The sequence below is a fragment of the Pseudomonas sp. GW821-FHT10C09 genome, assembly GCF_059415465.1.
The window spans coordinates 35292-60614 of the sequence record NZ_JBWKNG010000018.1; the positions used below are offsets into that span (position 1 = coordinate 35292).

The 25323-nt window shown below is 61.3% G+C and carries 26 protein-coding genes; 15 read left to right on the top strand and 11 right to left on the bottom strand.

Annotated features, from left to right (window positions below; all coding sequences use genetic code 11):
* Window positions 1-96 precede the first annotated feature (96 nt).
* Both AC07N8_RS19500 and AC07N8_RS19505 read left to right on the top strand, forming a co-directional pair.
* Window positions 97-1449 (top strand): 3-oxoacyl-ACP reductase, encoded by a 1353-nt coding sequence (locus tag AC07N8_RS19500; protein WP_493145664.1) that lies wholly within the window; start codon window positions 97-99, stop codon window positions 1447-1449.
* Between the two features lie 2 nt (window positions 1450-1451).
* Window positions 1452-2306: a MaoC family dehydratase gene (locus tag AC07N8_RS19505; RefSeq protein WP_493145665.1), complete on the top strand. Its 855-nt coding sequence runs from the start codon at window positions 1452-1454 to the stop codon at window positions 2304-2306.
* A 127-nt stretch (window positions 2307-2433) separates the two neighbouring features.
* On the opposite strand, the gene AC07N8_RS19510 is transcribed toward AC07N8_RS19505, so the two are convergent.
* Together AC07N8_RS19510 and AC07N8_RS19515 are read right to left on the bottom strand one after the other, a co-directional pair.
* A complete protein-coding gene (locus AC07N8_RS19510; protein ID WP_483843971.1) occupies window positions 2434-2838 on the bottom strand; it encodes a response regulator in 405 nt (134 codons plus the stop codon).
* A gap of 68 nt (window positions 2839-2906) precedes the next feature.
* Window positions 2907-3119, bottom strand: coding sequence for a Flp family type IVb pilin (locus AC07N8_RS19515; protein WP_123435998.1), 213 nt, complete (start codon window positions 3117-3119; stop codon window positions 2907-2909).
* Between the two features lie 323 nt (window positions 3120-3442).
* Here AC07N8_RS19515 and cpaB point away from each other — a divergent pair, with 323 nt between their 5' ends.
* The 9 genes from cpaB to AC07N8_RS19560 all read left to right on the top strand — a co-directional run bounded on the left by cpaB (window position 3443) and on the right by AC07N8_RS19560 (window position 11714).
* Window positions 3443-4387, top strand: coding sequence for a Flp pilus assembly protein CpaB (gene cpaB / locus AC07N8_RS19520; protein ID WP_493145666.1), 945 nt, complete (start codon window positions 3443-3445; stop codon window positions 4385-4387).
* Between the two features lie 21 nt (window positions 4388-4408).
* Window positions 4409-5671 (top strand): type II and III secretion system protein family protein, encoded by a 1263-nt coding sequence (locus AC07N8_RS19525; RefSeq protein WP_493145667.1) that lies wholly within the window; start codon window positions 4409-4411, stop codon window positions 5669-5671.
* Entirely contained in the window at window positions 5668-6858 is a 1191-nt protein-coding gene (locus AC07N8_RS19530; protein ID WP_483843974.1) for a CpaE/TadZ family protein, read from the top strand. The genes AC07N8_RS19525 and AC07N8_RS19530 overlap by 4 nt, the downstream gene beginning before the upstream one ends.
* A complete protein-coding gene (locus AC07N8_RS19535; RefSeq protein WP_493145668.1) occupies window positions 6855-8135 on the top strand; it encodes a TadA family conjugal transfer-associated ATPase in 1281 nt (426 codons plus the stop codon). Before AC07N8_RS19530 ends, AC07N8_RS19535 begins: the two co-directional genes overlap by 4 nt.
* 9 nt (window positions 8136-8144) lie before the next feature.
* Window positions 8145-9029 (top strand): type II secretion system F family protein, encoded by an 885-nt coding sequence (locus AC07N8_RS19540; protein WP_493145669.1) that lies wholly within the window; start codon window positions 8145-8147, stop codon window positions 9027-9029.
* On the top strand, window positions 9026-9916 hold the full coding sequence (locus AC07N8_RS19545; protein ID WP_493145670.1) for a type II secretion system F family protein: 891 nt from the start codon (window positions 9026-9028) through the stop codon (window positions 9914-9916). Before AC07N8_RS19540 ends, AC07N8_RS19545 begins: the two co-directional genes overlap by 4 nt.
* Before the next feature lie 10 nt (window positions 9917-9926).
* Window positions 9927-10640 (top strand): tetratricopeptide repeat protein, encoded by a 714-nt coding sequence (locus tag AC07N8_RS19550; protein ID WP_483843978.1) that lies wholly within the window; start codon window positions 9927-9929, stop codon window positions 10638-10640.
* Window positions 10641-10653: 13 nt separating this feature from the next.
* Window positions 10654-10920 (top strand): DUF3613 domain-containing protein, encoded by a 267-nt coding sequence (locus tag AC07N8_RS19555; protein ID WP_483843979.1) that lies wholly within the window; start codon window positions 10654-10656, stop codon window positions 10918-10920.
* A gap of 416 nt (window positions 10921-11336) precedes the next feature.
* Window positions 11337-11714: a DUF6124 family protein gene (locus tag AC07N8_RS19560; protein WP_493145671.1), complete on the top strand. Its 378-nt coding sequence runs from the start codon at window positions 11337-11339 to the stop codon at window positions 11712-11714.
* Window positions 11715-12392: 678 nt separating this feature from the next.
* Here the strand turns inward: AC07N8_RS19560 and AC07N8_RS19565 are convergent.
* Together AC07N8_RS19565 and AC07N8_RS19570 are read right to left on the bottom strand one after the other, a co-directional pair.
* Complete coding sequence (locus AC07N8_RS19565; RefSeq protein WP_483841190.1) at window positions 12393-13172, bottom strand: response regulator; 780 nt, start codon at window positions 13170-13172, stop codon at window positions 12393-12395.
* A 114-nt stretch (window positions 13173-13286) separates the two neighbouring features.
* On the bottom strand, window positions 13287-13757 hold the full coding sequence (locus tag AC07N8_RS19570; protein WP_483841183.1) for a prepilin peptidase: 471 nt from the start codon (window positions 13755-13757) through the stop codon (window positions 13287-13289).
* Between the two features lie 75 nt (window positions 13758-13832).
* Here AC07N8_RS19570 and AC07N8_RS19575 point away from each other — a divergent pair, with 75 nt between their 5' ends.
* Complete coding sequence (locus tag AC07N8_RS19575) at window positions 13833-14273, top strand: TadE/TadG family type IV pilus assembly protein (RefSeq protein WP_493145672.1); 441 nt, start codon at window positions 13833-13835, stop codon at window positions 14271-14273.
* Complete coding sequence (locus tag AC07N8_RS19580; RefSeq protein ID WP_493145673.1) at window positions 14270-17038, top strand: PAS domain-containing sensor histidine kinase; 2769 nt, start codon at window positions 14270-14272, stop codon at window positions 17036-17038. Before AC07N8_RS19575 ends, AC07N8_RS19580 begins: the two co-directional genes overlap by 4 nt.
* Here AC07N8_RS19580 and AC07N8_RS19585 read toward each other — a convergent pair.
* The 5 genes from AC07N8_RS19585 to AC07N8_RS19605 all read right to left on the bottom strand — a co-directional run bounded on the left by AC07N8_RS19585 (window position 17008) and on the right by AC07N8_RS19605 (window position 21362).
* The gene (locus AC07N8_RS19585) at window positions 17008-18849 is read right to left on the bottom strand and encodes a pilus assembly protein TadG-related protein (protein WP_493145674.1); all 1842 of its coding nucleotides are present in this window, start codon (window positions 18847-18849) and stop codon (window positions 17008-17010) included. The genes AC07N8_RS19580 and AC07N8_RS19585 overlap by 31 nt on opposite strands.
* Before the next feature lie 215 nt (window positions 18850-19064).
* The gene (locus AC07N8_RS19590) at window positions 19065-19631 is read right to left on the bottom strand and encodes a DUF4136 domain-containing protein (RefSeq protein ID WP_493145675.1); all 567 of its coding nucleotides are present in this window, start codon (window positions 19629-19631) and stop codon (window positions 19065-19067) included.
* 52 nt (window positions 19632-19683) lie between these two features.
* Complete coding sequence (locus tag AC07N8_RS19595; protein WP_493145676.1) at window positions 19684-20298, bottom strand: DUF4136 domain-containing protein; 615 nt, start codon at window positions 20296-20298, stop codon at window positions 19684-19686.
* A gap of 12 nt (window positions 20299-20310) precedes the next feature.
* Window positions 20311-21060: a methyltransferase domain-containing protein gene (locus AC07N8_RS19600; protein WP_493145677.1), complete on the bottom strand. Its 750-nt coding sequence runs from the start codon at window positions 21058-21060 to the stop codon at window positions 20311-20313.
* Entirely contained in the window at window positions 21060-21362 is a 303-nt protein-coding gene (locus AC07N8_RS19605) for a MazG-like family protein (RefSeq protein ID WP_007947666.1), read from the bottom strand. The genes AC07N8_RS19600 and AC07N8_RS19605 overlap by 1 nt, the downstream gene beginning before the upstream one ends.
* Before the next feature lie 155 nt (window positions 21363-21517).
* Here AC07N8_RS19605 and AC07N8_RS19610 point away from each other — a divergent pair, with 155 nt between their 5' ends.
* Window positions 21518-21811 carry a hypothetical protein gene (locus AC07N8_RS19610; RefSeq protein WP_483841176.1) on the top strand — a complete coding sequence of 98 codons (294 nt, stop codon included), beginning with the start codon at window positions 21518-21520 and terminating at the stop codon, window positions 21809-21811.
* A 64-nt stretch (window positions 21812-21875) separates the two neighbouring features.
* Entirely contained in the window at window positions 21876-23216 is a 1341-nt protein-coding gene (locus tag AC07N8_RS19615; RefSeq protein WP_493145678.1) for an MATE family efflux transporter, read from the top strand.
* Here AC07N8_RS19615 and AC07N8_RS19620 read toward each other — a convergent pair.
* Together AC07N8_RS19620 and AC07N8_RS19625 are read right to left on the bottom strand one after the other, a co-directional pair.
* Entirely contained in the window at window positions 23206-24030 is an 825-nt protein-coding gene (locus tag AC07N8_RS19620; protein ID WP_483841174.1) for a DUF4123 domain-containing protein, read from the bottom strand. The genes AC07N8_RS19615 and AC07N8_RS19620 overlap by 11 nt on opposite strands.
* A complete protein-coding gene (locus AC07N8_RS19625; RefSeq protein WP_493145679.1) occupies window positions 24027-25103 on the bottom strand; it encodes a contractile injection system protein, VgrG/Pvc8 family in 1077 nt (358 codons plus the stop codon). Before AC07N8_RS19625 ends, AC07N8_RS19620 begins: the two co-directional genes overlap by 4 nt.
* Window positions 25104-25323 lie beyond the last annotated feature (220 nt).

Genomic DNA, 25323 nt, shown 5'->3' on the forward strand with positions numbered 1-25323 from the left:
TCTGCAATGTTCAAGCGTAGGCCTTATCTCGTGGATCGAACGACTGATTGCCATTCTTGGTCCACACTTTGAACCCCAGCCGCCGGAGCACGTTCCATGTCAGACCGTTATATCGACTTCGCCAATTCGTCCATCGGCCATCGCCTGGTCGGGGCCTTGGGTTTGCCGTCGCCGGTTCGCCTGGAGCGCTGGCAGGCAGGCCGGTTGCGGCCTGTCGACGGGGCGCTGTTGATTGGCGGCGGCCCGTTGGCGGACAAGGTCGGCGCTTTCGCCAATCGCCTGACCGACGCGATCTACAGCTACGGCACCGAGCCATCGCTGGCCACCGCGTGGATTCCCGGGCACGGTCCGAAACTCAAAGCCGTGGTGTTCGACGCCAGTCATTTGCTGCAGACCGACCAGCTCAAACAGCTGCGCGAATTCTTCCAGCCGCTGATGAAAAACCTCGATCACAGCGCGCACTTGGTGATTCTGGGCCGTGCACCCGAGACCTTGAGCGACCCGTTCGCCGCCAGTGCCCAGCGTGCGCTGGAAGGCTTCAGCCGTTCGCTGGCCAAGGAACTTCGTAGCGGCGGCACGTTGCAATTGATCTATGTTGGCGACGGTGCGGAAGATCAACTGGAAGGACCTTTGAGGTTTTTCCTCTCGCCGAAAAGTGCGTTTGTGTCCGGGCAAGTGATTCGTTTGAAAGCGTGCACCACGCCCGTTCAGGACTGGACGCGGCCGCTGGCCGGACGCAAGGCGTTGGTGACCGGTGCAGCGCGTGGCATCGGCGCCTCGATCGCCGAGACACTGGCCCGTGACGGCGCCGAAGTGATTCTGCTCGACGTGCCACCGGCAAAAACCGATCTCGACGCCCTCGCCGCACGTCTCGGCGGGCGCAGCATCACCCTCGACATTTGTGCCGAAGACGCTGCCGCACAGTTGATCGAACACCTGCCCGACGGCGTCGACATCGTGGTGCACAACGCAGGGATCACTCGCGACAAAACCCTGGCCAACATGACCCCGGAATTCTGGGACGCCGTACTCGCGGTCAACCTCAACGCGCCACAAGTGCTGACCAAGGCCCTGCTCGACAGCGGCACCCTGCGCGACAACGCTCGGGTGGTTTTGCTGGCCTCCATCAGCGGCATCGCCGGCAATCGCGGGCAAACCAACTACGCGGCGAGCAAGGCCGGGCTGATCGGTTTGGCGCAAGCGTGGGCGCCGTTGCTGGATCAGCGCGGCATCAGCATCAACGCGGTGGCGCCGGGGTTTATTGAAACGCAGATGACCGCGCACATTCCGTTCGGCTTGCGTGAAGCGGGCCGACGTATGAGTTCGCTCGGCCAGGGCGGCTTGCCCCAGGACGTTGCCGAGGCCGTGGCGTGGCTGGCGCAACCGGGCACCGGTGCGTTTACCGGCCAGGCGTTGCGGGTCTGTGGACAAAGTGTTCTGGGGGCCTAGTGATGATCACCGACTGGCACACACTCAATCGCGAACCGAGCCTGCCGGCGTTGTACCTGCGAGCGGCGACGCGACGCAAAATCACCGGCACCACCCTTCCCGACACCGGGTTGCACTGCTGGGTCAATGTCGACCCCAAACGCCTGGCGGCGTATCGCAACGTCTGCGGATTTGCCGACAACGGCTTGCTGCCGCCGACCTATCCGCACATCCTCGCGTTCGCCTTGCAGATGCAATTGCTCACGGCAAGCGAGTTTCCGTTTCCCCTGTTGGGGCTGATTCACCTGAGCAACCGCATTCGCGTGTTGCGCCCTATGGGCGGTGTGAATCGGGTACGCGTCAGCGTGCAGGTGCAGAATCTGCAACCCCATGCCAAGGGTGCGACGTTCGATCTGCTGACCACGCTGGACGATCAATTGGGAACGCTCTGGGAAGCACAAAGCCAGATGCTGTGCCGGGGCGTCAAACTGGACGGCGAACCGGTCGAGGAGGTGTCGGCCTCGACGCAGGACAAGATCGAAGTGACCCGCTGGAAAGCGCCGGCCGACATTGGCCGCCGGTACGCCAAGGTGTCCGGCGATTACAACCCGATTCACTTGAGTGCCGTCAGCGCGAAACTGTTTGGTTTCCCGACCGCCATTGCTCACGGGTTATGGAACAAGGCGCGCACGTTGGCGGCGCTGGCCGATCACCTGCCCACGGCGAACATCGAGGTTGCCGTGCAGTTTCGCAAACCGGTGCGGTTGCCCAGTGAAGTGACATTGCTGGCGAGTGCGGCGGGGGCCAGTGGAGACTTTCGGTTGGTGGGGGCTGGGGATCTTGAGCACATGGTCGGGCATTGGCGGCCGGTGGCTTGATGCCAGGCAACAAAATCTTTTGCAAGTTTGAAATGGCTTTCGCGAGCAGGCTCGCTCCCACACTGGATTTGCGTAACGACACAAATCCCTGTGGGAGCGAGCCTGCTCGCGAAAGCGGTCGTCCAGACTAAGCCTGAACCAGCGGCTGCGGAAACAGGTTATCCAGCGTCTCCAGCAACCGAACGTGATAAATCGGCTTGCGAAACAGGTCGAGCACCTGCAACCGCAGCATGTCGCTGACATCCTCCATGTCCGCGTGCCCCGACGTGACGATCACCGGCAAATGCTGACGCGACGTGTGTTCGCGCAAGCGCTTGATCAGTGACATACCGCTTTCCTCTGGCATGCGCAGATCCGTGATCACCAGCGCAATGTCCGGGTGACGGGTCAAGTGCTGTAAGGCGAGCTTGACCGACGTCGCGGTAAAACAACAAAAACCCTCCCCTTCCAGCAACTCCGCCAGTTCCATCAACGCATCCTCCTCGTCATCGACCAGGAGCAGCTGTTGGCGTTGCGGCGAGGGAGCGGTCATGGGGGATTCCTGCAATGGACTTAGTGCTGAAGTTAGTTGTGCCATGGCAGGTTAGCAAACTGCAACGATCAAGGAGCAGGCGCCGGCAGTACAGCTTTGATGCTGTTGAATATCGTAGTGATCGAACCCGAAATCGGCGTCATGAACGCGGCCAGTGCAACCGCCGCCATCCCCGCAATGATGGCGTATTCGATACCCGAAGCGCCTTCAGTGTCTTTGGCCAGGTTGTAGTAGAAAACGATCTCACTCTTGATGTGCTGAACAGCGCTTTTAAAGGACATGACGACTTCTCCTGAGGACTGCGGGTGTTGCACGGTCGCAACATGATTCCCCTTTGCCAGCACCAGCATTGTCGGCATTCCCCATCCCAACAACTGTAAGAACGTATTAATACTTAAGTAGTACCCCACCCGTTTTCGGCAAAAAACGGGGTCCAGAGAATCGCTCGTCGGCTTTCCTGAGTTATTTGCGGTCCGGTAATGGCATTTTGCTCTAGCTACGCTACCTTCAAATAGCGAAATAGTTCCATGAATTTAAATGCTTTTTTGGGAATTTATCGCGTTTGACGGTACGGATCATCCGCCATAGGAAAGGGAGAGCCCTCATGAACAGCCGTGTCACCATGGGATTGGCCGGGTTGTTTCTGGTGGGTGCCATCATTGCCGGTTACTGGGGACTTGCTCTGAGCCGTCAACCCACTCCCGAGCCTGTCGTGCAACCCGCCGTCACCTCATCGCCAACCCATCCAACACCTGTGCCAGTGGACGACCCCACGCGCCAGCCGGTTGTAGTCCTGCTGCACGACGTAGCGCCCTTCGTTCAAATCACCGCAGCCGACGTCACCCTCGAAAAACTGCGTACCGCCCCGGCCGGCAGTTTGACCACGCTTGAGCAAGCGATTGGCCGCACGCCGTGGCACGCCCTCACCGCCGGCACCTGGCTCAACGAACAAAGCTTCGAGGCCGGCAGCTCGCTGGCACGAATGATTCGCCCCAATGAACGCGCGCTTGCAGTCGCAGTGGACGAAGTCACCAATGCAGGCGGGCAACTGAGCCCGGGCGATTATGTCGACGTGATGCTGTTCCTGCGCGCCGACGCCAACAACACTCAGCAGTCAGCCCAGGTGGTGGTCCCGGCGTTGCGCGTACTCGGGGTCGGCGAACAGTTGGGGCTGACCAACGACGGGCGCCCCGCCAACCCGGCGCGCAGCAGTGAAGAACAACTCAAGCAGGACCAACTGCGTGCCAATGCCCGCTCGGTGTTGCTCGCCGTCCCCGAACCCTTGCTGAGTCGCCTGACGCTCGCGGCCCAGGCCGGCACATTGCGCCTGGCCGTGCGCAGCGCCGAAGAAAAACGCCTGGCCCATTACTGGGCGGGCGAAAGCGCTTCGCCGGCCAATCTCGCCAGCGCCAATCGCGACCTCGTGCAATTCAGTCAACTGGCCCTCGTCGGCACCCCCAAACCCCTCACCCTCGGCGCCAGCACTGCACCGCAGAAAAAAGGCGTGGAAGTCATTCGCGGCAATCAGATCACTCAACAAACTCCCTGAATTGAGCAAGGACGCATCTACATGCGCAGAAGTACCATGTTCATGTTCCAAGGCCTGCTCTGGGGCTCGCTGCTGAGCGGCGTGCCACTCACGGCGACCTTCGCGGCTAACGGTAACTGTGCCGCCCTCGGCCAATTGCCGGCGACACTGGAAGTCGGCGAAGGCTTGCAGCAGGAAGTGCAATCCCCCGTGGCGATTACGCGGCTGGCCGTGGGAGACCCGAAAATCGCCGACGTGCGGGTCAACGGCAATCAGGCCTTCTTGCTCACCGGCATGGCACCCGGCGCCACCAGCCTGATGGTGTGGACGGCCTGCGCCAGCGCCCCGCGTCAGAGCATGGTGTTCGTGCAGGGGCGGGCCACCGCGGCCATGACCGGCAAGTCTTCCCCTCCCTCTCAGGACCCATTGCTACCGTCGCAAGTGCAGACCGACATTCGTTTCGTCGAGGTCAGCCGGACCAAACTGAAAGAGGCCAGCACCTCGATCTACGGGAAAAACTCGAACTTCCTCTTTGGTTCCCCCGGCACCGTGCCGAACACCGCCGTAACCCCGCGAGTGCTGCCTTTGCGCAACATTGATCCGCGGATCGCCGTGCCGAGCATTCCGCTGGCCAATGACATGTTCAATATCGTCGCCGGCGGCGGCAACTTCCTCGCGATCATCAACGCCCTCGAAGGCAGCGGCTTCGCCTACACCCTGGCGCGGCCGAGCCTGGTGGCGATCAGCGGGCAGAGCGCGAGCTTTCTCGCCGGCGGCGAAATCCCGATCCCGGTGCCGAGTGCCAACAGCAACAGCTACTCCATCGAGTACAAGGAATTCGGGGTCCGCCTGACGCTCACGCCGACCGTGGTCAGCAACGATCGCATCGCCCTGAAAGTGGCGCCGGAGGTCAGCGAGCTGGATTTCGCCAACGCCGTCACCATCGGTGGCACCACCGTCCCGGCGTTCACCATTCGCCGCACCGACACCAGCATCTCCCTGGCCGATGGCGAGAGTTTTGTCATCAGCGGTTTGATCAGCACGCAAAACTCCTCCCAGGTCGACAAGTTTCCGGGGCTGGGGGACATCCCGATCCTCGGTGCCTTTTTCCGCAGTTCATCGATCAGGCGCGAAGAGCGTGAACTGCTGATGATCGTTACGCCGCACCTGGTTCAACCACTGGCCGTCAATGCGCCACTGCCGTCTTTGCCCGGTGAACAACTGCGCAACTACGACCCCGGTTTCTATCGCATGTACTTCCTCGAAGACGGCAACTTCGATAAACGCAGCGGGTTATCGCAATGAGCCAGAACCTGAGCCAGACCTTCCTCGCCATCACGCGTAACGACACTGACCTTGAGTGGCTGCAAGGCGCCCTCGCCCCATTGGGCCAGGTGGTCAGCGCCGGCGGCGGCAGCCTCGACGAACTGTTGGCGCTGGTCGACGTCACCTTCGCCAGCCTGGTGTTCGTCGGGCTGGACCGCGAACACGTGGTCGCGCAAAGCGCGCTGATCGAAGGCGCACTGGAAGCCAAGCCGATGCTGGCGATCGTGGCTCTGGGCGATGGCATGGACAATCAGCTTGTGCTGAATGCGATGCGTGCCGGCGCGCGGGATTTTGTCGCCTATGGCTCGCGTTCCAGCGAAGTCTCGGGGCTGGTGCGCCGTCTCGGCAAACGCCTGCCGACGGTGGCGCCGAGTACCCAGCTCGGTGGCCTGACCGTGCTCTACGGCGCGCAAACCAACGCCGACGGTGCGCTGCTCGCCAACCACATGGCGCAAGTGGTGCAGAAGAGCGGACAGCAAACCTTGTTGCTGGACCTGGGCTTGCCACGCGGCGACAGCCTGGCGTTGCTCGGGCTGGAGAGCTCGTTTCATTTCGGCGACGCCCTACGGCATTTGCGGCGCCTCGACGCCACGCTGATCGACAGTGCGTTCACCAGCAATGAAGCGGGACTGCGAATCCTCGCCTACGCCAGCCACGATGAACCGCTGGAGCGCACCAGCGCCGCCGAGTTGTACATGCTGCTCAGCGCCCTGCGCCAACACTTTCAGCACATCGTGGTGAACCTCACCGGCCAGCCGGACAGCGAAGCGCTGCGCACCTTTGTCAGTCATTGCGACAAGCTGCTGTGGTACACCGATCAGAACGTGCTCGACTGCCGGCGCAACCTCGCGGTGCTCAACCTGTGGCGCGAAAAAGGCATGAAGCTCGATCACGCCCGCCTGCTGATCGACCGCTACCTGCGCAACGTCGCCCCCGACGCCGACACCCTGGGCAAGAGCTTTGGCATGGAAGTCTTCGCGATTCTGGCCTTCAGCCCGGAAGTGCGCCTGAACGCGAAAAACCAAGGCGTGAGCCTGTTCGAACTGGCCCCGCGTGAAGGCCTGACCCAAAGCCTGCGTACCCTCGGCGAACGCCTGGCGAAACGCTCCGAAGGCCTGGCCAAACCCAAGACCGGCTGGTTCAACCGGCTGAGGGGTGCGCAATGAGCTCGGAAAAACTCTTCGGTGCCCCTGCGCGCGCGCCGGCCGGCAACACCGACAACGAAGGCCTGAAGCTGGTGTTGCACCGCTACATCATCGACGCCATTGAAGAGTCCGGAAAAAATTTGCTGGAGGGGTCGAGGCCAGCGCTGTCGCAATTCGTCATCGACAAAGTGGCCGAATACATTGCCCGGCTGCACTTGGCGATTTCCCGCTATGAGATGGAGCGTCTGGCCGAAGAATTGGTCGACGAACTCACCGGTTTCGGCCCGCTGGAAGTGCTGCTGCGCGACCCTTCCGTGACCGAGATCCTGGTCAACGGTCCGCACCGGGTGTTCATCGAACGCGATGGCGTGCTGCATCAAAGTGACTTGCGCTTCATCGACTCGCACCACGTCGAACGCGTGATGCAACGTATCCTCGCGCCCCTCGGCCGACGGCTCGACGAGTCCTCGCCGATGGTCGATGCGCGCCTGCCCGATGGCAGCCGGGTCAACGCAATCATCCCGCCGATTGCCCTCGACGGGCCGTGTCTGTCGATTCGAAAATTCCGCAAGGACATGCTCAAAAGCAACGACCTGATGGCGATGCAAACCATCGATCAGGCGATCTTCGATTTCATTCAGGAAGCCGTGGGCAAGCGCTGCAACATCCTGATCAGTGGCGGTACCGGCACCGGCAAAACCACGCTGTTGAACATCCTCAGCCAGTTGATCAACCCGCACGAACGCCTCGTCACCATCGAAGACGTCGCCGAACTGCAACTCGGCCACCCGCACGTCGTGCGCCTCGAAACCCGGCCGCCGAATGCCGAGGGCCACGGCGAAGTGAAGTCCAGCGACCTGATCCGCAACGCGCTGCGGATGCGCCCGGACCGGATCATCCTCGGTGAAATTCGCGGCGTCGAAGTGCTAGACGTCCTCACGGCCATGAACACCGGCCACGACGGTTCGATGAGCACCGTACACGCCAACAACGCCCAGGATGCGCTGCTGCGCCTGGAAACACTGGTCGGGCTGACCGGCCGCACCATCGCCGAAAAGACCTTGCGCCAGATGATTTGTGCCGCGCTGGACGTGGTGATCCAGCTCACCCGCCTGCCCGATGGCCGACGCTGCGTCAGTGAGGTCGTGGAAGTGGTCGGCGTGCGCGATGACGTGTACGTGACCAACACCTTGTTCAGGCTCGACCGTCGCACCGGTTTCGGTTTTATGCGCGAGGCGGTCAACCCCGCCGGCGACAAACTGCGCCGCGAGACGGCACTTGTTTCCTCACCGCACTGAGGCCACGGCATGCTCAAACCGGCACTGCTGATTCTCGTTTGCCTGATCCTGTTCGGGCTATCGATCCGTTTGTTGCTGCGCGGGCTGCGCCAGACCGGGACCGAACGCGTACTGGGTCGCCTGACCCAAGGGCAGCCGCAAATCGTTGTCGAGAAAACGGCCTGGGCCGGACCGGAACGGGCGTTTCTGCGCGCCGGTCTCGGGCGTCCCTCCGAACGGCTGGGTCGCTGGCTGTTGCTGTGGGCCCTCGGTATTTTGCTGGGTTTTATCGTTGGGGGCTGGATCGGTGCGCTACTGTTCGTGCTGATGCCGCCGGTACTCCTGCGGCTGTATGTCAGCTGGCGTTATCAGCGGCGGCTCAAGCGCATGATCGAACAACTGCCGCCATTGCTTGATCACACCGTGCGCAGCCTGAAATCCGGTCGCACCCTGGCCGATGCCCTGCTCGGCGCCATCGAGGCTGCCGACGATCCGCTGAAAAATGCCATGGGCCGGGTCCAGCGTAACGTGCAGTTGGGCGTCAGCCTGCCCGATGCCGCATCGGACTTCGCCGAGCTGTATGAGAAGGATGAACTGCGCCTGCTGGCCCTGGGATTGAAGGTCAATCACCGCTACGGCGGCAATGCCAGTGAACTGCTGGAGAACCTGATCAAGATGATCCGCGAGCGTGAACAGGCCGCCCGCCAACTCAGCGCCATGACCGGTGAAACCCGGGTGACCGCGTGGGTGCTGGGGTGTTTGCCGCTGGGCCTGGCCGGTTATTTCCTGGTCGCCAACCCTGCCTATTTACTCGCCATGTGGAATGACCACTCGGGGCAAATCATGCTGGCGACAGCGTTCGGTTTGCAGGCGGTGGGCAGCCTGGCGCTCTGGCGCATGTTGCGCAGCGTATGAAAATGCCTCTACTGATCAGTGCGCTGCTGTTTTTCGGGGCCATGTTGTTGCTGCTCAGCAGCCTGCTGGACCAGCGTCGGCGGGCGCGTCAGGTAGCCCAGCGACTGGACGGCAAGCCGCTCGGCCACAGCCAGCTGGGTCTCTGGTTGCAGGCGTTGGGCAATAGCCGGATCGGTCAACGCTCGGTCAACCTGGACAACGAAACCCAGGCACTGCTCAACCGTCTCGGCTGGCGCAGCACCCGCCGACGCTCGCTGTTCGCCGCGTGCCAGGTCGGCGTGCCGTTGCTGGCACTGGCCCTGAGCCTGCTGATTCAGGGGTTGTTTTACCCCGACACGGAGAACCACTGGATCGCCCCGCTGTTTGCCACGGCCATCGGCTATTTGCTGCCCAAGCGCTTACTCGTCGCCGCCGCCCTGCGTCGACAAAAACAACTGGCGTCCGAGATCTCCACCTTCATCCCGCTGCTGCGCATCCTGTTCGAATCGGGCATGGCGGTGGAGCAGTCGTTGCGCGTCCTGAGCACCGAAGGCAAACAACTCATGCCCGCGCTGACCCATGAACTGCGCCTGGTGCTGGCCCGTGTCGACTCCGGCCTGGAACTGGGCGAAGAGTTGCACAAGGTCAGCCGTTTACTGGCGGTCGATGAATTCACCGACACCTGCGTGATCCTTGAGCAGTTGATTCATCAGGGCGGCGGCGCGATGAAATCCCTGCTGACGCTCAAGCAATTGTTCGATGACCGGCGCCTGACGCGCCTGCAGGAATACATCTCCAAGATGTCCGCCAAAATGTCCGTCGTGATGATGCTGTTTCTCTTCCCGGCGTTATTGATCGTGCTGGCCGGCCCGGGCTTCACCGCCCTGGCCCGGGCCATTGGTTCGTAGAGGGATCCTGATGAAAGCAATGATTGCCGGTTTGAGTTTGCTGTTATTGGGCGGTTGCGCCACCGACGGCCAGGCACCGTGGAACGCCCTGACCAGCAGTGCCAGTTGCAGCAAATTGAGTGGCGATGAACAGCTGAAATTGAACCTGGCCGACGACATGGCCAACGACGGCAAACTGCACGCCAGCCTGGCCAACCTGCAAAGCCTGCCGGACAACGTGGCCGACGTGCGCCTGCGCCGGGCCAAGGTCTACCGCCTGCTGGGCCGCAGCGAAGCCGAACCGTTATACCGCAGCCTGCTCGGCACCTGCATGGCCGCCGAAGCCGAACACGGCCTGGGCCAACTCGCCGCCGCCAAGGGCGACAACGGCCTGGCCCAGTCCCACCTGCTACGCGCCGCACGGCTGGCGCCCACCGACGACAAAATCCGCAACGACCTCGGCGTGGTGTACCTCAACCAACTGCGCGTCGACGATGCACGCTTCGAATTCCTCACCGCCATGGAACTCAAGCAAGGCGATCAACTGGCCGCATTGAACATGGTGACGCTGCTGATCTACCAGGACGACTGGAGCCGCGCCGCCGAACTCGTCAGCCGCCTCGGCCTCAGCCCCGCCCAAGTCACCGCAGCCCAGGAACGTGCACAAAAACTCAAGACCCCGGGCAAGACAGGCCCGATTCCTGCGAACCAGGTCGCCGTCGTCACGACGCCGAGCCTTCAATAGGGAGTCCTTTGCGATGAAACCAATCGTCCTCTGCTGCCTGCTGGCCCTGCCCCTCGCCGCCCATGCGCTCGACGGCCCATCCTCGCCACAACAAGCGGAAACCGAAGGCTGGCTACAACTGCAAAGCAGCAACAAGGCGGCTTCGCAGAAACCACAGACCTCGACGGCGACTGAACGGGAGCTGAGCATGCAGCGCTGGTTGAAGAGTTATGAGCATGAGATCCCGCAGTTTTTTGATCAGGATCAGGGGGGGACGGTGAGCAGTGGGTCGGGGGGGTAGGTTTTGATTTTTTTGTGTGTGGTTTGCCGCCTTCGCGAGCAGGCTCGCTCCCACATTTCGATTGAGATCAGTCTGAAAATTTACGCGGGTCCTACAGCCGGGACGGTTTTTGAGGAGGATTCCGACAGGTTGTGTCGGTTGTTGGGTCAGACGGGAAATGGGTAGGCTTTGGGTGTCGCTGCAAATTCAGCGACCGGGCGTCGCAGTCCGTCTTAGCTTACTTGGTGCATAATCACCGTCCTCAATCGACTCTCCTTCATAGATTGTCGATTGGTTTTATGGTGGCTGTGCGCGGGATACCTTCGGGTATGCCGGGTTTACCAAGTAGCTCGGTCTGCGACCCCGCGTACAGCTGCCTCCTTCAAATCGCGTCGCAGCGATCAGTGGCAGCTCCACAATTTACTTGGAGTCTCACCATGTTCAAAGAAACACCAAATCCCCCGGAAACCGACGACGTTTCCCCCTACGAATCCGTCGATTCCAAAAAATTCCACGACGCCGCCGAACGCGCGTTGAATCACTACCTCAACCCTGCAGTACTGAAGTCACCGCCCACCCGCAAACCCAGCACCATGTTCATGCTTGCACCGGACCTCAAAGACGAAGACCTGCTGGCCCACACCTGTGAAACCCTGGCCCAGGCCAGCGTCATGGCCGGCGATTTTGCCGCGTACCTGGAAGGCCCGCACCGCAACACCGCCATGGCCATCCAGCAGATCGTCATGCTCGCCGAACTGGCGGCAAACCGGATGATGGACAACCTCGTACTGCCCAAACCCGCGCCACATCGCTAATCCCCCAGTAAACGCCAATCCCTGTGGGAGCGAGCCTGCTCGCGAATGCGATTTAACATTCAACATCAATGTTGTCTGGCATACCGCTTTCGCGAGCAGGCTCGCTCCCACAGTTGGACTGGGTGTATCTGGTAGAGATTGGTCGGCTGTCAGGCCGCCATCGCTGGCAAGCCAGGCTCCTACATTGATCGGCGTACAGCCGTTGCTTCTCACCACTCAACAGGCCGAGCGTTAGCTCGCCTGCCGCTTTTGATCTGCCCGCCCCTTCGGGAGGCTGAGTGGAGGTGTGCATCCAGGGAGTGGCGCGCAGCGCCGTTCGACGCAGTCGAACACGCTGCATGTAGGTCGTAGCGAAGCAGACCGGAGGGCAGTGTCCCCTGACACGGAGGGCGTTTGAAAAAAGTGCCTCGCCGTAAGGGCGAAACCGCCAGCGGCCGTTACCGCAGGAATGGATATGTACACCAAGGAAGAGAATGGTCGTCTATCAGGACGCCTTCGCGAGCAAGCTCGCTCCCACAGTTTGATCTGGGTACATCTGATGGAGATTGGTCGGCTGTCAGGCCGCCATCGCAGGCAAGCCAGCTCCCACAGTTTGGACGGAGTACATCAGTAAAAAACTGGTTGGATGTGAGGACGCCTTCGCGAGCAGGCTCACTCCTACAGGTTGAACCGTGTGCATCAGTGAGCCGTAACCCGCTGGCGCATCCCCGAATTGCTGGGCGACAACGCCAACGCCAACTGCGTCCGATTATGCATATGCGTCAAACGCAACACCTGCGACACATACAGCTTCACCGTGTTCTCGGTAATCCCAAGCTCACAGGCAATCTGATAATTGGTCTGCCCCTTGCCCACCAACCGCGCCACATCCAACTGACGAGGCGACAACTGATTGAAAATCGCCGGCATCTCCACCCGATCCACATCACTGACCTCAGCATCGCCAACATCCGCCTGAGGCCCACGTCGAACCTTATCCAGATCCTGATACAAATCATCGATCGACTCAGACAGATACTGCAGCTTCTGATTCAAATGCCCCAGTTGCAGATTTTTCTGCCGTTCATGCAACGCCACCTCCTGACGCCGAACCCCTTCCAGCAACTCAGCCAGATCGACCGGCTTCTGATAATAATCAGCAAACCCGGCCCGCAGCGCCTTGATCACATCCTGCTTGTCCGCACGCCCCGTCAACATGATTGCTTCAAAGGCCCGGTGCTTGCCAGACAACCGCTGCAACGCCTGAACCAGCTCAATCCCGTCCAGCCCAGGCATCTGCAAATCACACAGCACCAGGCCGATATCCAGATCCTCCTCAAAGCGCTCGATCGCCTGCTGACCGGACTCACACGGAATACAGCCATAGCCCTTGCTCTCGAGGAATTCGCACAGTTCCTCCACGATCAAAGGCTGATCATCGACCACCAGGATTTTTACCGCAGACGTAAACTTATTCACGCGCCACTCCATGCTCAGGCCAACGCTGACCGCTCCTGTACTGACAGCCCCAAGCTGTACAACCAGTGATTTGAAAGTAGACGCACTTTCTGACTCTGTACATAGAGCGGGCGGCTAGTGGATCCAGGCGAACGTGAACAACAACCCCACCAACACAAAGGGCGCAAATGGCTGCTTCCTTGACACTCCCGGCTCCAGGTATCGAAGACGAGTCCTAAGCCCTTGACCCAAATGAAGCCAGACTCTTGGCGCTAGCAACAGCCATAAAACACTGGCCAATGCGGCACCGATAAAGCTGCCCAGCAGGTGCATACCGTCCGTCGCGAGACCCAAGGCGCCCATCAGTTTTACATCGCCCGCGCCCATGCGGCGCAACGCATAACCGGGCAAGGTGAAGGCCAGCGCCAGCAACAACGCCCAACCACCCTGCGCGGCCTCGGCGCCCAGCCAGGTGGTATCGGTCCACAGCAACCAGGTCAGCGCCAACGCACCTGCGCCGAGGGTCAGGCTGTTGGCGATGTGCTTTTCCCGGGCATCCTGCGCCGCGCAAAGCGTCAGCCAGATCAACAAAACAAGGCTTTGCATTCGGTAAAAAACATCCGTTATGGCTGAATGATTCTATGCTGATATCACGCTGTGACAGTCAGGGTAGACGCACTCATGAAATCAAGCCTCCCCCGCAAGCAAAAAGGCGCCGTTGCGATCGAGTTCGCCTTGGTGTTCGTACTTTTTTTCGCCGTGTTCTATGGGATTGTGAGTTACAGCTTGCCGCTGTTGCTGATGCAATCGTTCAACCAGTCGACCGCCGAAGCCGTGCGCCGTAGCGTGGCGGTGGACCCGAGCGCCCCCGGTTACGCGACCTTGGTGCAAACCACCGCAGCCGCCGAATTGACCCGGCAACTGGCCTGGATTCCCGCCGCGCTGAACTTCAATGCCGCTACCGATTCCACCATCAGCTTTGTCGCCGGGGTGCTGAAGGTGCAAATCAATTACCCCACCAGCAAGCTCAACCGCGTGGTGCCGTTTCTGGTGCTGCCGGGGATCGGCTCGGTGCCCAATCTGCCGGCGACCCTCAGCGCCAGTTCGAGTCTGCAATTTTGAGCTCCGGGGACAAACTGTTCGGCCGTCTGCTGAACCGCCCACCGCCACAGCCTGTGGCCATGCCCGACACCCTGTGCGTGCAGAGTGTCGGCCTGCAGTTGTACCTGGATGCCGAAGGCCGGGTGATTCATCAGACGGGACCGCTGCGGCATATGCTGGCCCAACAGATTCCAGCCGCGCAGTCCCCGCTGCTGGTGGATTACCTCATGCCTCACAGCAGTCTGGTGGTCGAAGGCGCGCCCGCAGACTGGCAGGGACAGACTCTGGACCTGGACTTCTACACCGTCAGCGGACAACCGCTGCACCTGCGCGGCTGGGTCCAGTCCCTGGAAAAAAACTGGTTGTTGCAGTTGCTCGACATCGGCGACGTCTTGCTCGAGCGCCGGCAATCTCGCAGCCGCGAACAGAACCAGTTACTCGCGGCGAAGATCAGCGAACAGCTGCGCCTGTGCAGCCTGGCGCGCCTGCCCGATGTGTTGCTGGATCAGTTGCAGGTGTTGGCGCAACGTTTTCACATCCCGTGCATCGCGGTGGCACTGCTCGATGAGCAGGCGCAGGGCTGGCAAATTCATCAGCAATTCGCCGCCCTCGATGCGCCGAAGCTGTGGCAAAACGCTCAGCGCCTGGGCACCGGGCTCGACAGCTTGAACGGTTCGGTCGCACAACACCTGACGCCCGCCATGCACCCGCGCCTGCAAGACATCTTCGGTCACGCCGACGGCTTGGCGGTGCCCTATTACGACGCTCACGGTGTGGTCGCCTGGTTGCTCTGCGGTGTGTATACGGCCCAGCAACGTGCCCCGGACCTGAACGACAGCGACTGGTTGCAACTCACCGCCGCACTGGCCAGCCCGCTGCTGGAGCGCCTGCGCGAGCATCGCCATCAATTGCAACTGGAGCGGCTGGAGTCGCTGCAAGGATTGCTCGGCACCGGTTGGTGGGAAGTGTTCAGTGACAGCGCCGAGGTGCAATTGGCGCCGTCGCTCGCCAGTGTGCTGAACCTGACGAGCACGCAATTACCGCTGAGCGAATGGCTCGACCACATCCACCCCGCCGACCGCGAAGAACTGCGCAGTCGCCTGCAGGATTTGCAGGACGCCGGCACTCCGTTACTGCTGTGCGTGCGCCTGCACCGACCCGATGCAACACACGCGCCGATCTGGTATCGCCTGCAAGGCCAGGCTCTGGGCGCCGGCAAACAGCGGCGTTTAGTCGGCTTCATGCTCGACATCAGCGACATCAAGAATCAGCAACAGAACGCCGCCACCGCCCATGCGCGGCTGGACAATCTGATCGCCAGCTCACCCGCGGTGATTTACGTGCAGCGTTACGTCGAAGGCGCGTTGCAACCGACGTTTTTCAGCGACAGTCTGTTGCCACTGCTCGGGCTGACCCTCGCCGATTGCAGCGCCGGGGCCTTGATCGAACGTATTCACCCGCAGGACCGCGCTCAGTATTTCGAGCGCACCCGGCAGTTGTTGCGCGAAGGCTCGGTGCGCGCCCGTTATCGAATGCGCGACCATCGCGGCGATTACCACTGGCTGCTCGACGAAGCCAAACTGCTGCGCGATGACCTCGGCCTGCCGGTGGAAGCCGTCGGCTTGTGGCTGGACGTCACCGAAGCGACCCTGGCCGCCGAACAAGTGAAACAGAGCGAAGAGCGCTACCGGATTCTGGTCGAAGACTCGCCAGCGATGATTTGCCGGTATCGCCCGGACCTGACACTGACCTTCGGCAACCGGCCGTTGGCGACTTATCTGGAATGCCAGCCCGAACAATTGCCCGGGGTGAATCTGGGCCAATGGATGTCGGACGAACAGCGAGAAGCGTTCGTGCAGCGGCTCAGTCAACTGAGCCCGGAATTCCCGGTGAGTACCGCGGAAATCAACCTGCAACTGCCCGGCCGGGAGCATGCGTGGTGGGTCTGGTCGGATCGCGGGGTGTTCGATGAGCAAGGGCACCTGCTGGAGATTCAGGCGGTCGGGCGCGATAACACCGAAGTCCGGCGTTCGCAGCAGCAGCTCACGCAGAGCGCCAAAATGGCCACCCTCGGCGAAATGGCCACCGGCCTGGCCCACGAAATCAATCAGCCGCTGAACGTGATGCGCATGGCCATCGTCAACGTGCTCAAGCGCCTGAGCACCGGCGAGGTGCAGATCGACTACCTGACCGACAAGCTCAACCGCATCGATTCACAGGTCCAGCGCGCCGCGCGGGTGGTCGATCACATGCGCGTGTTTGGTCGTCGTTCGGAAATCGAACAACATCCGTTCAACCCGGCGCAGGCCATCGAGGGCACGCTGTCGCTGCTGGCTGAAGGCATGCGCGGCAAAGGGGTCGAGTTACGCGTCAGCGAGACCGGTTTTGACGTGCAAGTGCGCGGCTACGTCGATCAGCTGGAGCAGGTGTTGATCAACCTGATGGTCAACGCCCGGGACGCGCTGCTGAGCAAACGTGAAGCCGACCGCGAGTTCAAGCCGTGGATTTCGGTGTACGCCGAACGGGATAAACAGTCGGTGCGGTTGTGGGTCGAGGACAATGGCGGCGGCATCGATCCGCGGCTGATGGAGAAGATTTTCGAACCGTTCTTCACCACCAAACCGGTCGGCATCGGCACCGGGTTGGGGTTGTCGGTGAGCTACGGCATCGTCGAGAACATGGGTGGGCGCCTGAGCGTGCGCAACTCGGTGGAGGGCGCTCGGTTTTGTATCGAACTGCCGGTTGCTCCACCAGATCAGATCACCAGTGACGCCCGGCCGGAGTGACAGCTGAGGTTGGCGCCGACCTGGATTTTCCCGACCTCGATCCCGAGGGTTTTCAGGACGGTGTTGAGCAGGTTGTCCAGTAGCGGGCTGAGGATCGAGTTCAGCGTTGTCGTCAATAGCGACAGCACGCTGGTGAGCAGTGAATTCAGCAAGTCGAAGACAGCCTGTAACAGAAAACCGGGACTGAATGATGGCGTGTGGACAATCAATGGCAAGGGATTGATCGCCTGCGACAAGCCGGCGATCGCGTTGGTGGCGGTCAAGGTGTAAGGCGGAATGGAGGGGGCCAACCCGACTTTCGGTGGGTTGATGAACGTGGTTGAGGCACTGGTCGGCACGACGGGGCTGTCGATCCTGAGTTCAGCGCCACCGCCGGAAAAGGGCACGCCGGCATGCCGGATATCGAGCAAGGTGAAGGGCGTGACGCTCATAGGCCCGGCCGAAGATGCCCAATTGGAGTTGACGCGTCCGACCCGCAATTCAGCCACGGTGGTGGTGGTGAAAGCGGTCAGGCTTTTATTGGTCTCGCTGACGCAGGTGTAGTCGGTGACGTAACTGCTGCCCCCACCCGCTTCAAGACTCACGTCCAGATTGTGATCGGGCAATACATACAAATCGAGTCCCAGTAACCCGGTGACAACAGACAACGTGCTCGTCACCACGCCGAGCAGATTGGTAGCCAGCGACAAATCCACGCTCACCAATACCCGGACCTGCGCGGTGCGTACATAGATTCGATTGGCCCCCAACGGCGCCAGTTTTGCCAAGGCCGGGTTACCGACCACGGATAACTGTGGCGGCTCGATCACCTTGATATTTGCCGTGGCCCCGAGGCCCAACCCCAGCAGATTGACCGGAAGCGTGCCCGTCACCGCGCTCTTGCTGTTGCCCAACTCGATAAATGCCTGGACCAGTTGAAAGGCGTTCACGTTAGCGTTCAAACCGGACGCGGTGCTGCCCGTCTGCAACTGCAGGATGTCACCCAAATGCACTTTGAGCGGGTTGACGACAGTGCTGGCCAGGCCATTCAGACCGGTTTGCACGTCCGCCGTCGCGCCATTGGCCTGGGCTACCGTCGCGGCGGCCCGCAGCAGTTGACCCACGGTGGCGTCGGCACCGAGCAGTTGCGTGTAGTCGCCTGCGGTGACGTGCAGGTCGATAGCGAGTTGATCCATGTACTTGAGCAGGTTGATATTGGCGGCGACCAAACCGTTCCAATTCGCGATCGTCAGGTTGATAGGCGCACCACTCAGACCGGACAAAAAGCCATTCAACAGATTCACGTCAACCAGCGTGCTGCGAATACTCAACTGGGCAACGGGCGGCCCCGCAACACCTGCGACTGCCGTAGCACTCAGGTTAATGGTCGAGTTGGCAGGCGCGCCGCCGAACATGGCGCCGAGGCCGCCGACCAGACTCTGCGGCACCACATGGCTGGCGATTACCCGGATCGCCTCGCTTTTGTTCGGGTCAGCCGCGAACACCCGAATATTGCCGGCGTTCACGTTCACCACGCCGCAGGCAACGGCCAGGGCGCGGCCGGCGCTGGGGATGGCGAAACCATTGCGTTGGGCGCTGGCGCTGGCGTAGGTGACGGCGGAGGCGCCGGCCAGGCAGTCGCCGCCCCGTGTCGCGGCTTCCAGCGCGGCCATGTCGGCGACCCGTTGCAGGTTGCGTTTTTCCAAGTAGAGCCGACCGCTGTCGACCACCACCAGCAAGAACACCAGCGCCATTGCCAGGGTCAGCGCCGCCATCAAACCAATCGCCCCCCGTTGCCGGGCCGGTCCACGAAACTGCAAGCGGGGAGACATCGCGCACTCCTTTGCCGGTGCACAGCCGGGGCTTTCTCCGTTGGTGAAGAGCAGTGTAGACAAGGGTTGACCAGACTGCTGGCAACTCGCCAGCCCAGACAACAAAAACCCTGTGGGAGCGAGCCTGCTCGCGAAGAGGCCGGCACATTCAACATCTATGTCGAATGTCAGTCCGTCTTCGCGAGCAGGCTCGCTCCCACAGGGGTGAGGTGGTGTTAGTGAGCGAGTTTGGGTGGGTAGTTGGCGAGGATGCGCGTCACGGTTTCGTGGATCGCAGTGCTGCGATCCGACGGGTTCGGCGAGCCGCTGAGCAATTGTTCGTCGCTGCCGCGCCACACCAGTTTGCCGTCCTTGCCGTCGAGCAGGTCGATCTGGATGGTCGCCACTTTGTAGCTGACGTTGCGGGTTTCGTTGTACATCGGCGCGCCCCAGTAACCGTTCCAGGGGTTACCGTAACCGCCGCCGTAGCTGGTGGTGACTTGTTGCTGGCGCTCTTCGACGATCAGATAAGTCTGTACGTTCAAATCGCCCCGGGTGCCGGTGGCGGCCGGACGCAAGCCTCGCTGATCGAGCTGATCGGTCACCGATTCACGGATGCGTTGTTCGGTCAGGTCACTCTTGATCCGCGGATCATCCGGGCGGTATTGCAGGGCGGGTTCTTTCCAGCTCCAGCTGCGGTAGGCGGCAAAATCGCGGCTGGCGTCAAAGTCATGATTGACCTGGTTGGCGGCGCAGGCACTGAGCAGCGCGGCCACGGCCAGTACAGCGAGACGGCGGAACATGATCTTTCTCCGGTTGAGGCAAAACCAGCGGAATGCTTCTTATCTACAGAAGCTAACTGGGAGGATACGCCGACATTGCCTTTTCTACAGCCTTTCGCAGGGCATCGGCTTGTTCGCTCTGGCTGCCGCTTTGGCCGGTTTCGGCGCTGCCGCTCCACACGGGCTGACCGGTGCCGGCGTCGTACAGATCCACCTGCACCACCAGGACTTGTTCCTGATACGTGCGCACGATCGGCACGCTGCCGTACATGCCGTAACCGTTGCCATAGTGGTTGTAACCGCCATAACCAGCGCCGTAATAACCGTAGTCGTCCTGCTGCTGGCGCCAGCGGGTTTCCTGGTGCAGGTTGGCACTGACAAACAGGTCGGCCGGACGGTTATCGTGCAGCGGACGCAAGCCGCGCTGATCGAGGGCATTGCTGACCACTTCGGCCACCTGCGCCGGGTCTGCCCAAGTGGTGCCCGGCGGGAGGTGCCCGTCGAGCCACGCCCAGCTGCGATAACGCCCATAGTCATGAGGTGGCGCCGGGTAGGCGCTGCGATCGAACACCTTGGCGGCGCCGGGCGGCGCCGGCGGAATCGGGTTCGACGACGCCACATACGGGTTGCTGCCCTGGCAGGCGGCCAGCCCGAGACAGATCACCAGTAACCCTGAACGACTTTTCATTTCGAGCTCCGATCAGACCGGCCGACAGATCCAGTGCAAATAGCGCCCGAGCCCGGCAAAGCTCGGGTGACGACGGTGGGCCAGTTCCATTTCGAGCAGGTCCACCAGTTGGGCGCGGGCCTGGAATTCCACCGGCATATAGTCGTGAAAAACCCGCACTCCACTCTGGCTTTCGACCTGCCACAGGCCTTCAAGTTGCGCCGCCAATTCACGCGGGTCGAGCGGTTGTTGCGGGGTCAGGCTCTGCTTTTCGCCAGCCATGTCGTTCTTGCGCATCTTGCGAAAGTGGCCCTTGAGCAGGTTGCGGTAAATCAACGCATCGCGGTTGTAGAAGGCCAGGGACAACCAGCCGTCTTTTTTCGTCAATTGATGCAATACCGGCAAGATCGCGTGAGGTTCGGCGAGCCATTCCAGCACGGCATGGCACAGCACCAGGTCGTAGGGTTCGGTGAGCTGACCGAGCAGCTCTTGCCACGGCGCCTGAATGAACGTTGCGCTCTGCCCCGCCTCGGCGAAACGTTGGCGGGCGCCTTCGAGCATCGGCTCGGCCGGCTCGGCCAGCGTGACGTCATGACCGCGCTGGGCCAGCCACAACGACATGTGGCCCAGGCCGGCCCCGATGTCGAGCACACGCAGCGGCCGGTCCGGCAGCGTTTCGGCCAGGTCGGCCTGAAGCACCGCCAGGCGAATCGCGCCTTTGGCCCCACCGTAGATTTTTTCGGCGAAGCGTGTCGCCAGTTGATCGAAATGACGATCGCTCATCAGCTGAACCTCTTTTCACTGTCCGCGAGTTTGCTGCGCACGACTTCATTCATGTCCAGCCCCAACTCGCTGCACAGCAGCAATAAATAGAGCACGATATCGCCGACTTCCTGCCCGGCGTGGGCGAGTTTGTCGGCCGGCAGCTGACGCGACTGGTCTTCGGTCAGCCACTGGAAAATCTCCACCAGCTCGGACATTTCCACGCTGGCGGCCATGGCCAGGTTTTTCGGGCTGTGAAATTGCCGCCAGTCATTGCGGTCACGGATGGCGTGCAGGCGTTCGGTCAGTTCAACAAGGTTCATCGGGCTCTCCTGAAGGCGTATAGCTTCGGGGGGATGGCCGGGGTTGGCAAGGGCGCTTTTCCCACAGGTGCAATGCAACCCTCTATGCTTGTGGGGAACTCGCCACCGCGATCAATGGCCCAAGGCTCAACCACTTTCATCAGGACGTTAACCACATGCAGGTAGAAGGTTTTTTCGAATGGCTCGGCCAGGCGCTCGGTTCGGTCATCCGCTTTATCGTTGACGCCCTCAGTGGCCTGTTCAATCTGTTGAGCCACGCCGGCAGCAATTTTGTCGATGGGTTGTCCCGGACGCTGGGGATGGACACTTCGATCATCAGCATCATTGCGCTGATCCTGGGGTTGATGCTGTTGTGGTCGGCGATTCGGGCGTTCATGAATGCGTCGATCATCATGGGGATTATCTGGTTGCTGCTGGGGCTGTGGCTGCTGAGCTGGATCATCCACTAACACCCAAAATCCCAATGTGGGAGCGAGCCTCCCGCTACAATGCCGGCTTCGCCAAGGAGCCTGCATGTCCAACCTGATTGCCGACTGGCGTGACCGCCCGACCCATCGCCGGGTCTGGGCGCTGGCTGCGCCGATGATTCTGTCGAACATTTCCGTACCGCTGGTGGCACTGGTCGACAGTACGGTCATCGGCCACCTGCCCCACGCCCATCAGTTGGGCGCCGTCGCAGTCGGGGCCAGTTTGTATAGCTTCCTGGCCTGGGCCATGGGCTTTCTGCGCATGGGCTCCACCGGTTTCGCCGCGCAGGCGGCCGGACGCGGGGATGGTGCGGCGTTGCGGCAGATTTTGCTGCAAGGCCTGTTGTTGGCGATGGGCCTGGCGATTGTCCTCGGTGCGGTGGGCGTTCCCTTGAGCGGCGTCGCGCTGCACTTCATGCAACCGTCGGCAGAGCTGGATCAACTGACCCGCGAGTTTTTCCACACCCGGCTGTTCGGACTGCCAGCGGCGCTGGCCAGTTATGCACTGGTCGGCTGGTTCCTCGGCACCCAGAACGCCCGGGCGCCGCTGGCGATTCTGCTGAGCACCAACCTGGTGAACATCGCGCTGAACCTGTGGTTCGTCCTTGGGCTGGAATGGGGCGTGGTCGGCGCAGCCCGCGCCTCGGTGATTGCCGAATGGACCGGCGCACTGATTGGCCTGCTGATGACGCGCAAAGCCCTGCGTGCCTACCCCGGTCACATCGTCTGGGCCGCGTTGGCGCTGTGGCAGAGTTGGCGGCCATTGCTGGCGGTCAATCGCGACATCTTCATCCGTAGCCTGGCGCTGCAATCGGTGTTTTTCCTGATCACCGTGCAGGGCGCGCGACTCGGTGATGCCACTGTTGCCGCCAACGCGCTACTGCTCAATGGCTTGCTGCTGACGGCCCACGCACTGGACGGATTGGCGCATGCCGTGGAAGCCCTGTGCGGGCACGCTATTGGCGCGCGTGATCGAGAGGCGTTGCGGCGTTCTCTGGTGGTCGCCTGCGGTTGGTCATTGCTGGCGAGCCTGGGCTTTGCCGTGCTGTTTACCTTCGCCGGGCATCTGTTTATCGAAATGCAAACGAACATCCAGAGCGTGCGCGACACCGCGTTCATCTACCTGCCCTACCTCGCCGCGTTGCCGCTGATTGCGGTGTGGAGTTACCTGCTCGACGGGTTGTTCATCGGCGCCACTCGCGCCCGGGAAATGCGCAACGGCATGCTGCTGACCGTGGTCCTGCTGCTGCCCTTCGCCTGGCTGCTGCAAGGCTTGGGCAACCATGGACTGTGGATCACCTTTCTGCTGTTCATGGTGTTGCGCAGCCTGACTCTCGGCGCGTTCGCCTGGTATTTGCGCAAGAACGACGGCTGGTTCACGGGATGATGGGGTCAGGGTCCTCGTTGGGTTGATCGTTCTGCCACAAGGTGCGCAGGCTATCGAGACGCGCCTGCTGGGTGGCTCCGGACAAAGGCAGTTCAGGCTTTGCGCCAGGGTGCTGCAAACGTAGCCACAACCAGCCATCGAGCACCGGCCGCTCGCTGAAGCCCAGCGCCAGCCCTTCTTTCAGATGGGACCATAGACGTGGGTAGTCACGACCGGTGGATTGGCTCCAGCACCAGGCATGCTGCTCCAGCAGGCAGGTTTGCAAAGCGTCCCGCTGACGCGCGCTGAGGTCTTCCTCAATCCCAAGCGGTTTGACCACAAGCCCCGGATTGAACAACTGCTGCCAGCCCTGACAACCGATGGCCCGATCAGCCCAGGTTCCACCGAACCAGCGTATCTGCCTGATCGGACCGAGCCAGCGACTCAGTTCCCGGGCATCGCACGCATCGAAAAAATAGCTGGCCGTGTACGGGTTGTAGTAACTCAACAAAGCGCGGTGATGCAGGCCGACGGTGACGGTGAGCATGCGTCGCAAATGCTCGAGCAATTGCGACGGCGATGCTTCACTGACCAGCCACAACCCGCTCCAGAGATGGGGCTCGCCCAGGCAACGTTCGGCCAGTGCCGGGCACCCCTTGAGATCAATCAGCACCGGCCCGTGATCCCGTAACGACTGCCATTCGGTGTCGTCAAACAGCCCGTACTGTCGAGCGGGGGCAAATTGTCGGCGCCGCGTCGCTGCGGCCCCGGGTTCGCCCGGCGCATCGAGCAACAGCCATTGTGAGGTTGGATCGGGAGCCTGGACGGCAATCATGGTGTACCGCTCTGGCCAAGCTGCGTCGCTGCCCGGCACGCACAAAGGACATGTGTGCAATGTACGAAACTGCCCCCGCCGGGCAGCAGACACAGCAACACCAACGGTTCGCCGGACTGCAACAGGCGCAACAATCCGTCAACCGACACATTGTCAGCGGCCATCGGTGCAGGCTGAGGATCGGCCGAGCCGCGCGCTTGGATGACCGGCGGAGCGCAAAGAAACCCGGTGATAAGCGGTTGATCGGGATCGCCTTCGATAAAGCTCACCAGCACTTCAAGCCCCTCTCTCAACGGCATGGTGTGGGCGCTGCTCAATTCGGGTGCCATCGACAACCAACAGTGGCTGGGGGCTGCGCCTTCGCCCTGATAGAGCCAGTCAAATTGCACCGCGACAGGCCTGGTTGCATCGGGTCGAGGCTCATCGACCTCAACCACCCAAGCCCGTTGCAGGCTATGCATCCGCGGACCCATGACCGAATTGGTCGTCACATGAGGCAGCTCTGCCCCGCCCTTAACGTGCCCGTCACCAACCACCAGACAATGACCACGCCTGCGGTGCTCGAAGTGATAGTGCAGGCGTTCCTGCGCACACAGCCGCTGGAAAAATTGCAGGTCCGATTCCTGATACTGCGTGCAGAAATCCCGAGGCGGGTAATCGCCGGTCAACTCGAAACGCCTATCCTTGCCCGCAATGCCATGTTCCTTGAGCACCTGGGCGAGAATCTCCGGTACCGAACGGTTGCTGAAAATACGCTGGCTGAACCGCTGGGCCAGACACGCCAGCTTCGGCCTCAGGCGCACACGACAACGCCTGGGTGTGGCGCCCTGCCCGGCCTGGACAAGCTCATGCAACTGTCCGTGAAAACCGTTTCCCGGCGGACCGACATGCAAAAAGGCCGGCCGGTACAACAGGCTTGCCAGGTCGAGTGCCGGATCATCGATCAGCAGATCCAGGTTGAACTCAAAGGGTTGGCTGATCGCTTCACTGCCGGTAAAGGCCAAGACCGCAAAGGGATCGGGCAGGCCCTCAACATCCAGACGAAATGACGGCTCGTTGGCTGGATCGAACATCGGCGATTCTCTACAGGAGGGGCGGCTGGGGATTCTCTCCGAGAGAGTTGGCCGAGTAGAGTGCTGAACTACAACTTAGGAAATGACCTACGCGAAAAGAGGACCACATCGCAGGGATAGACGTGTATGTGAGTCATTTCGCACGAAAATAAAGACGCGTCGCACCAGGTCATCTGAAATTTCCGCAGCATGCGGAATATTTTCAGACAACCTGATGAGA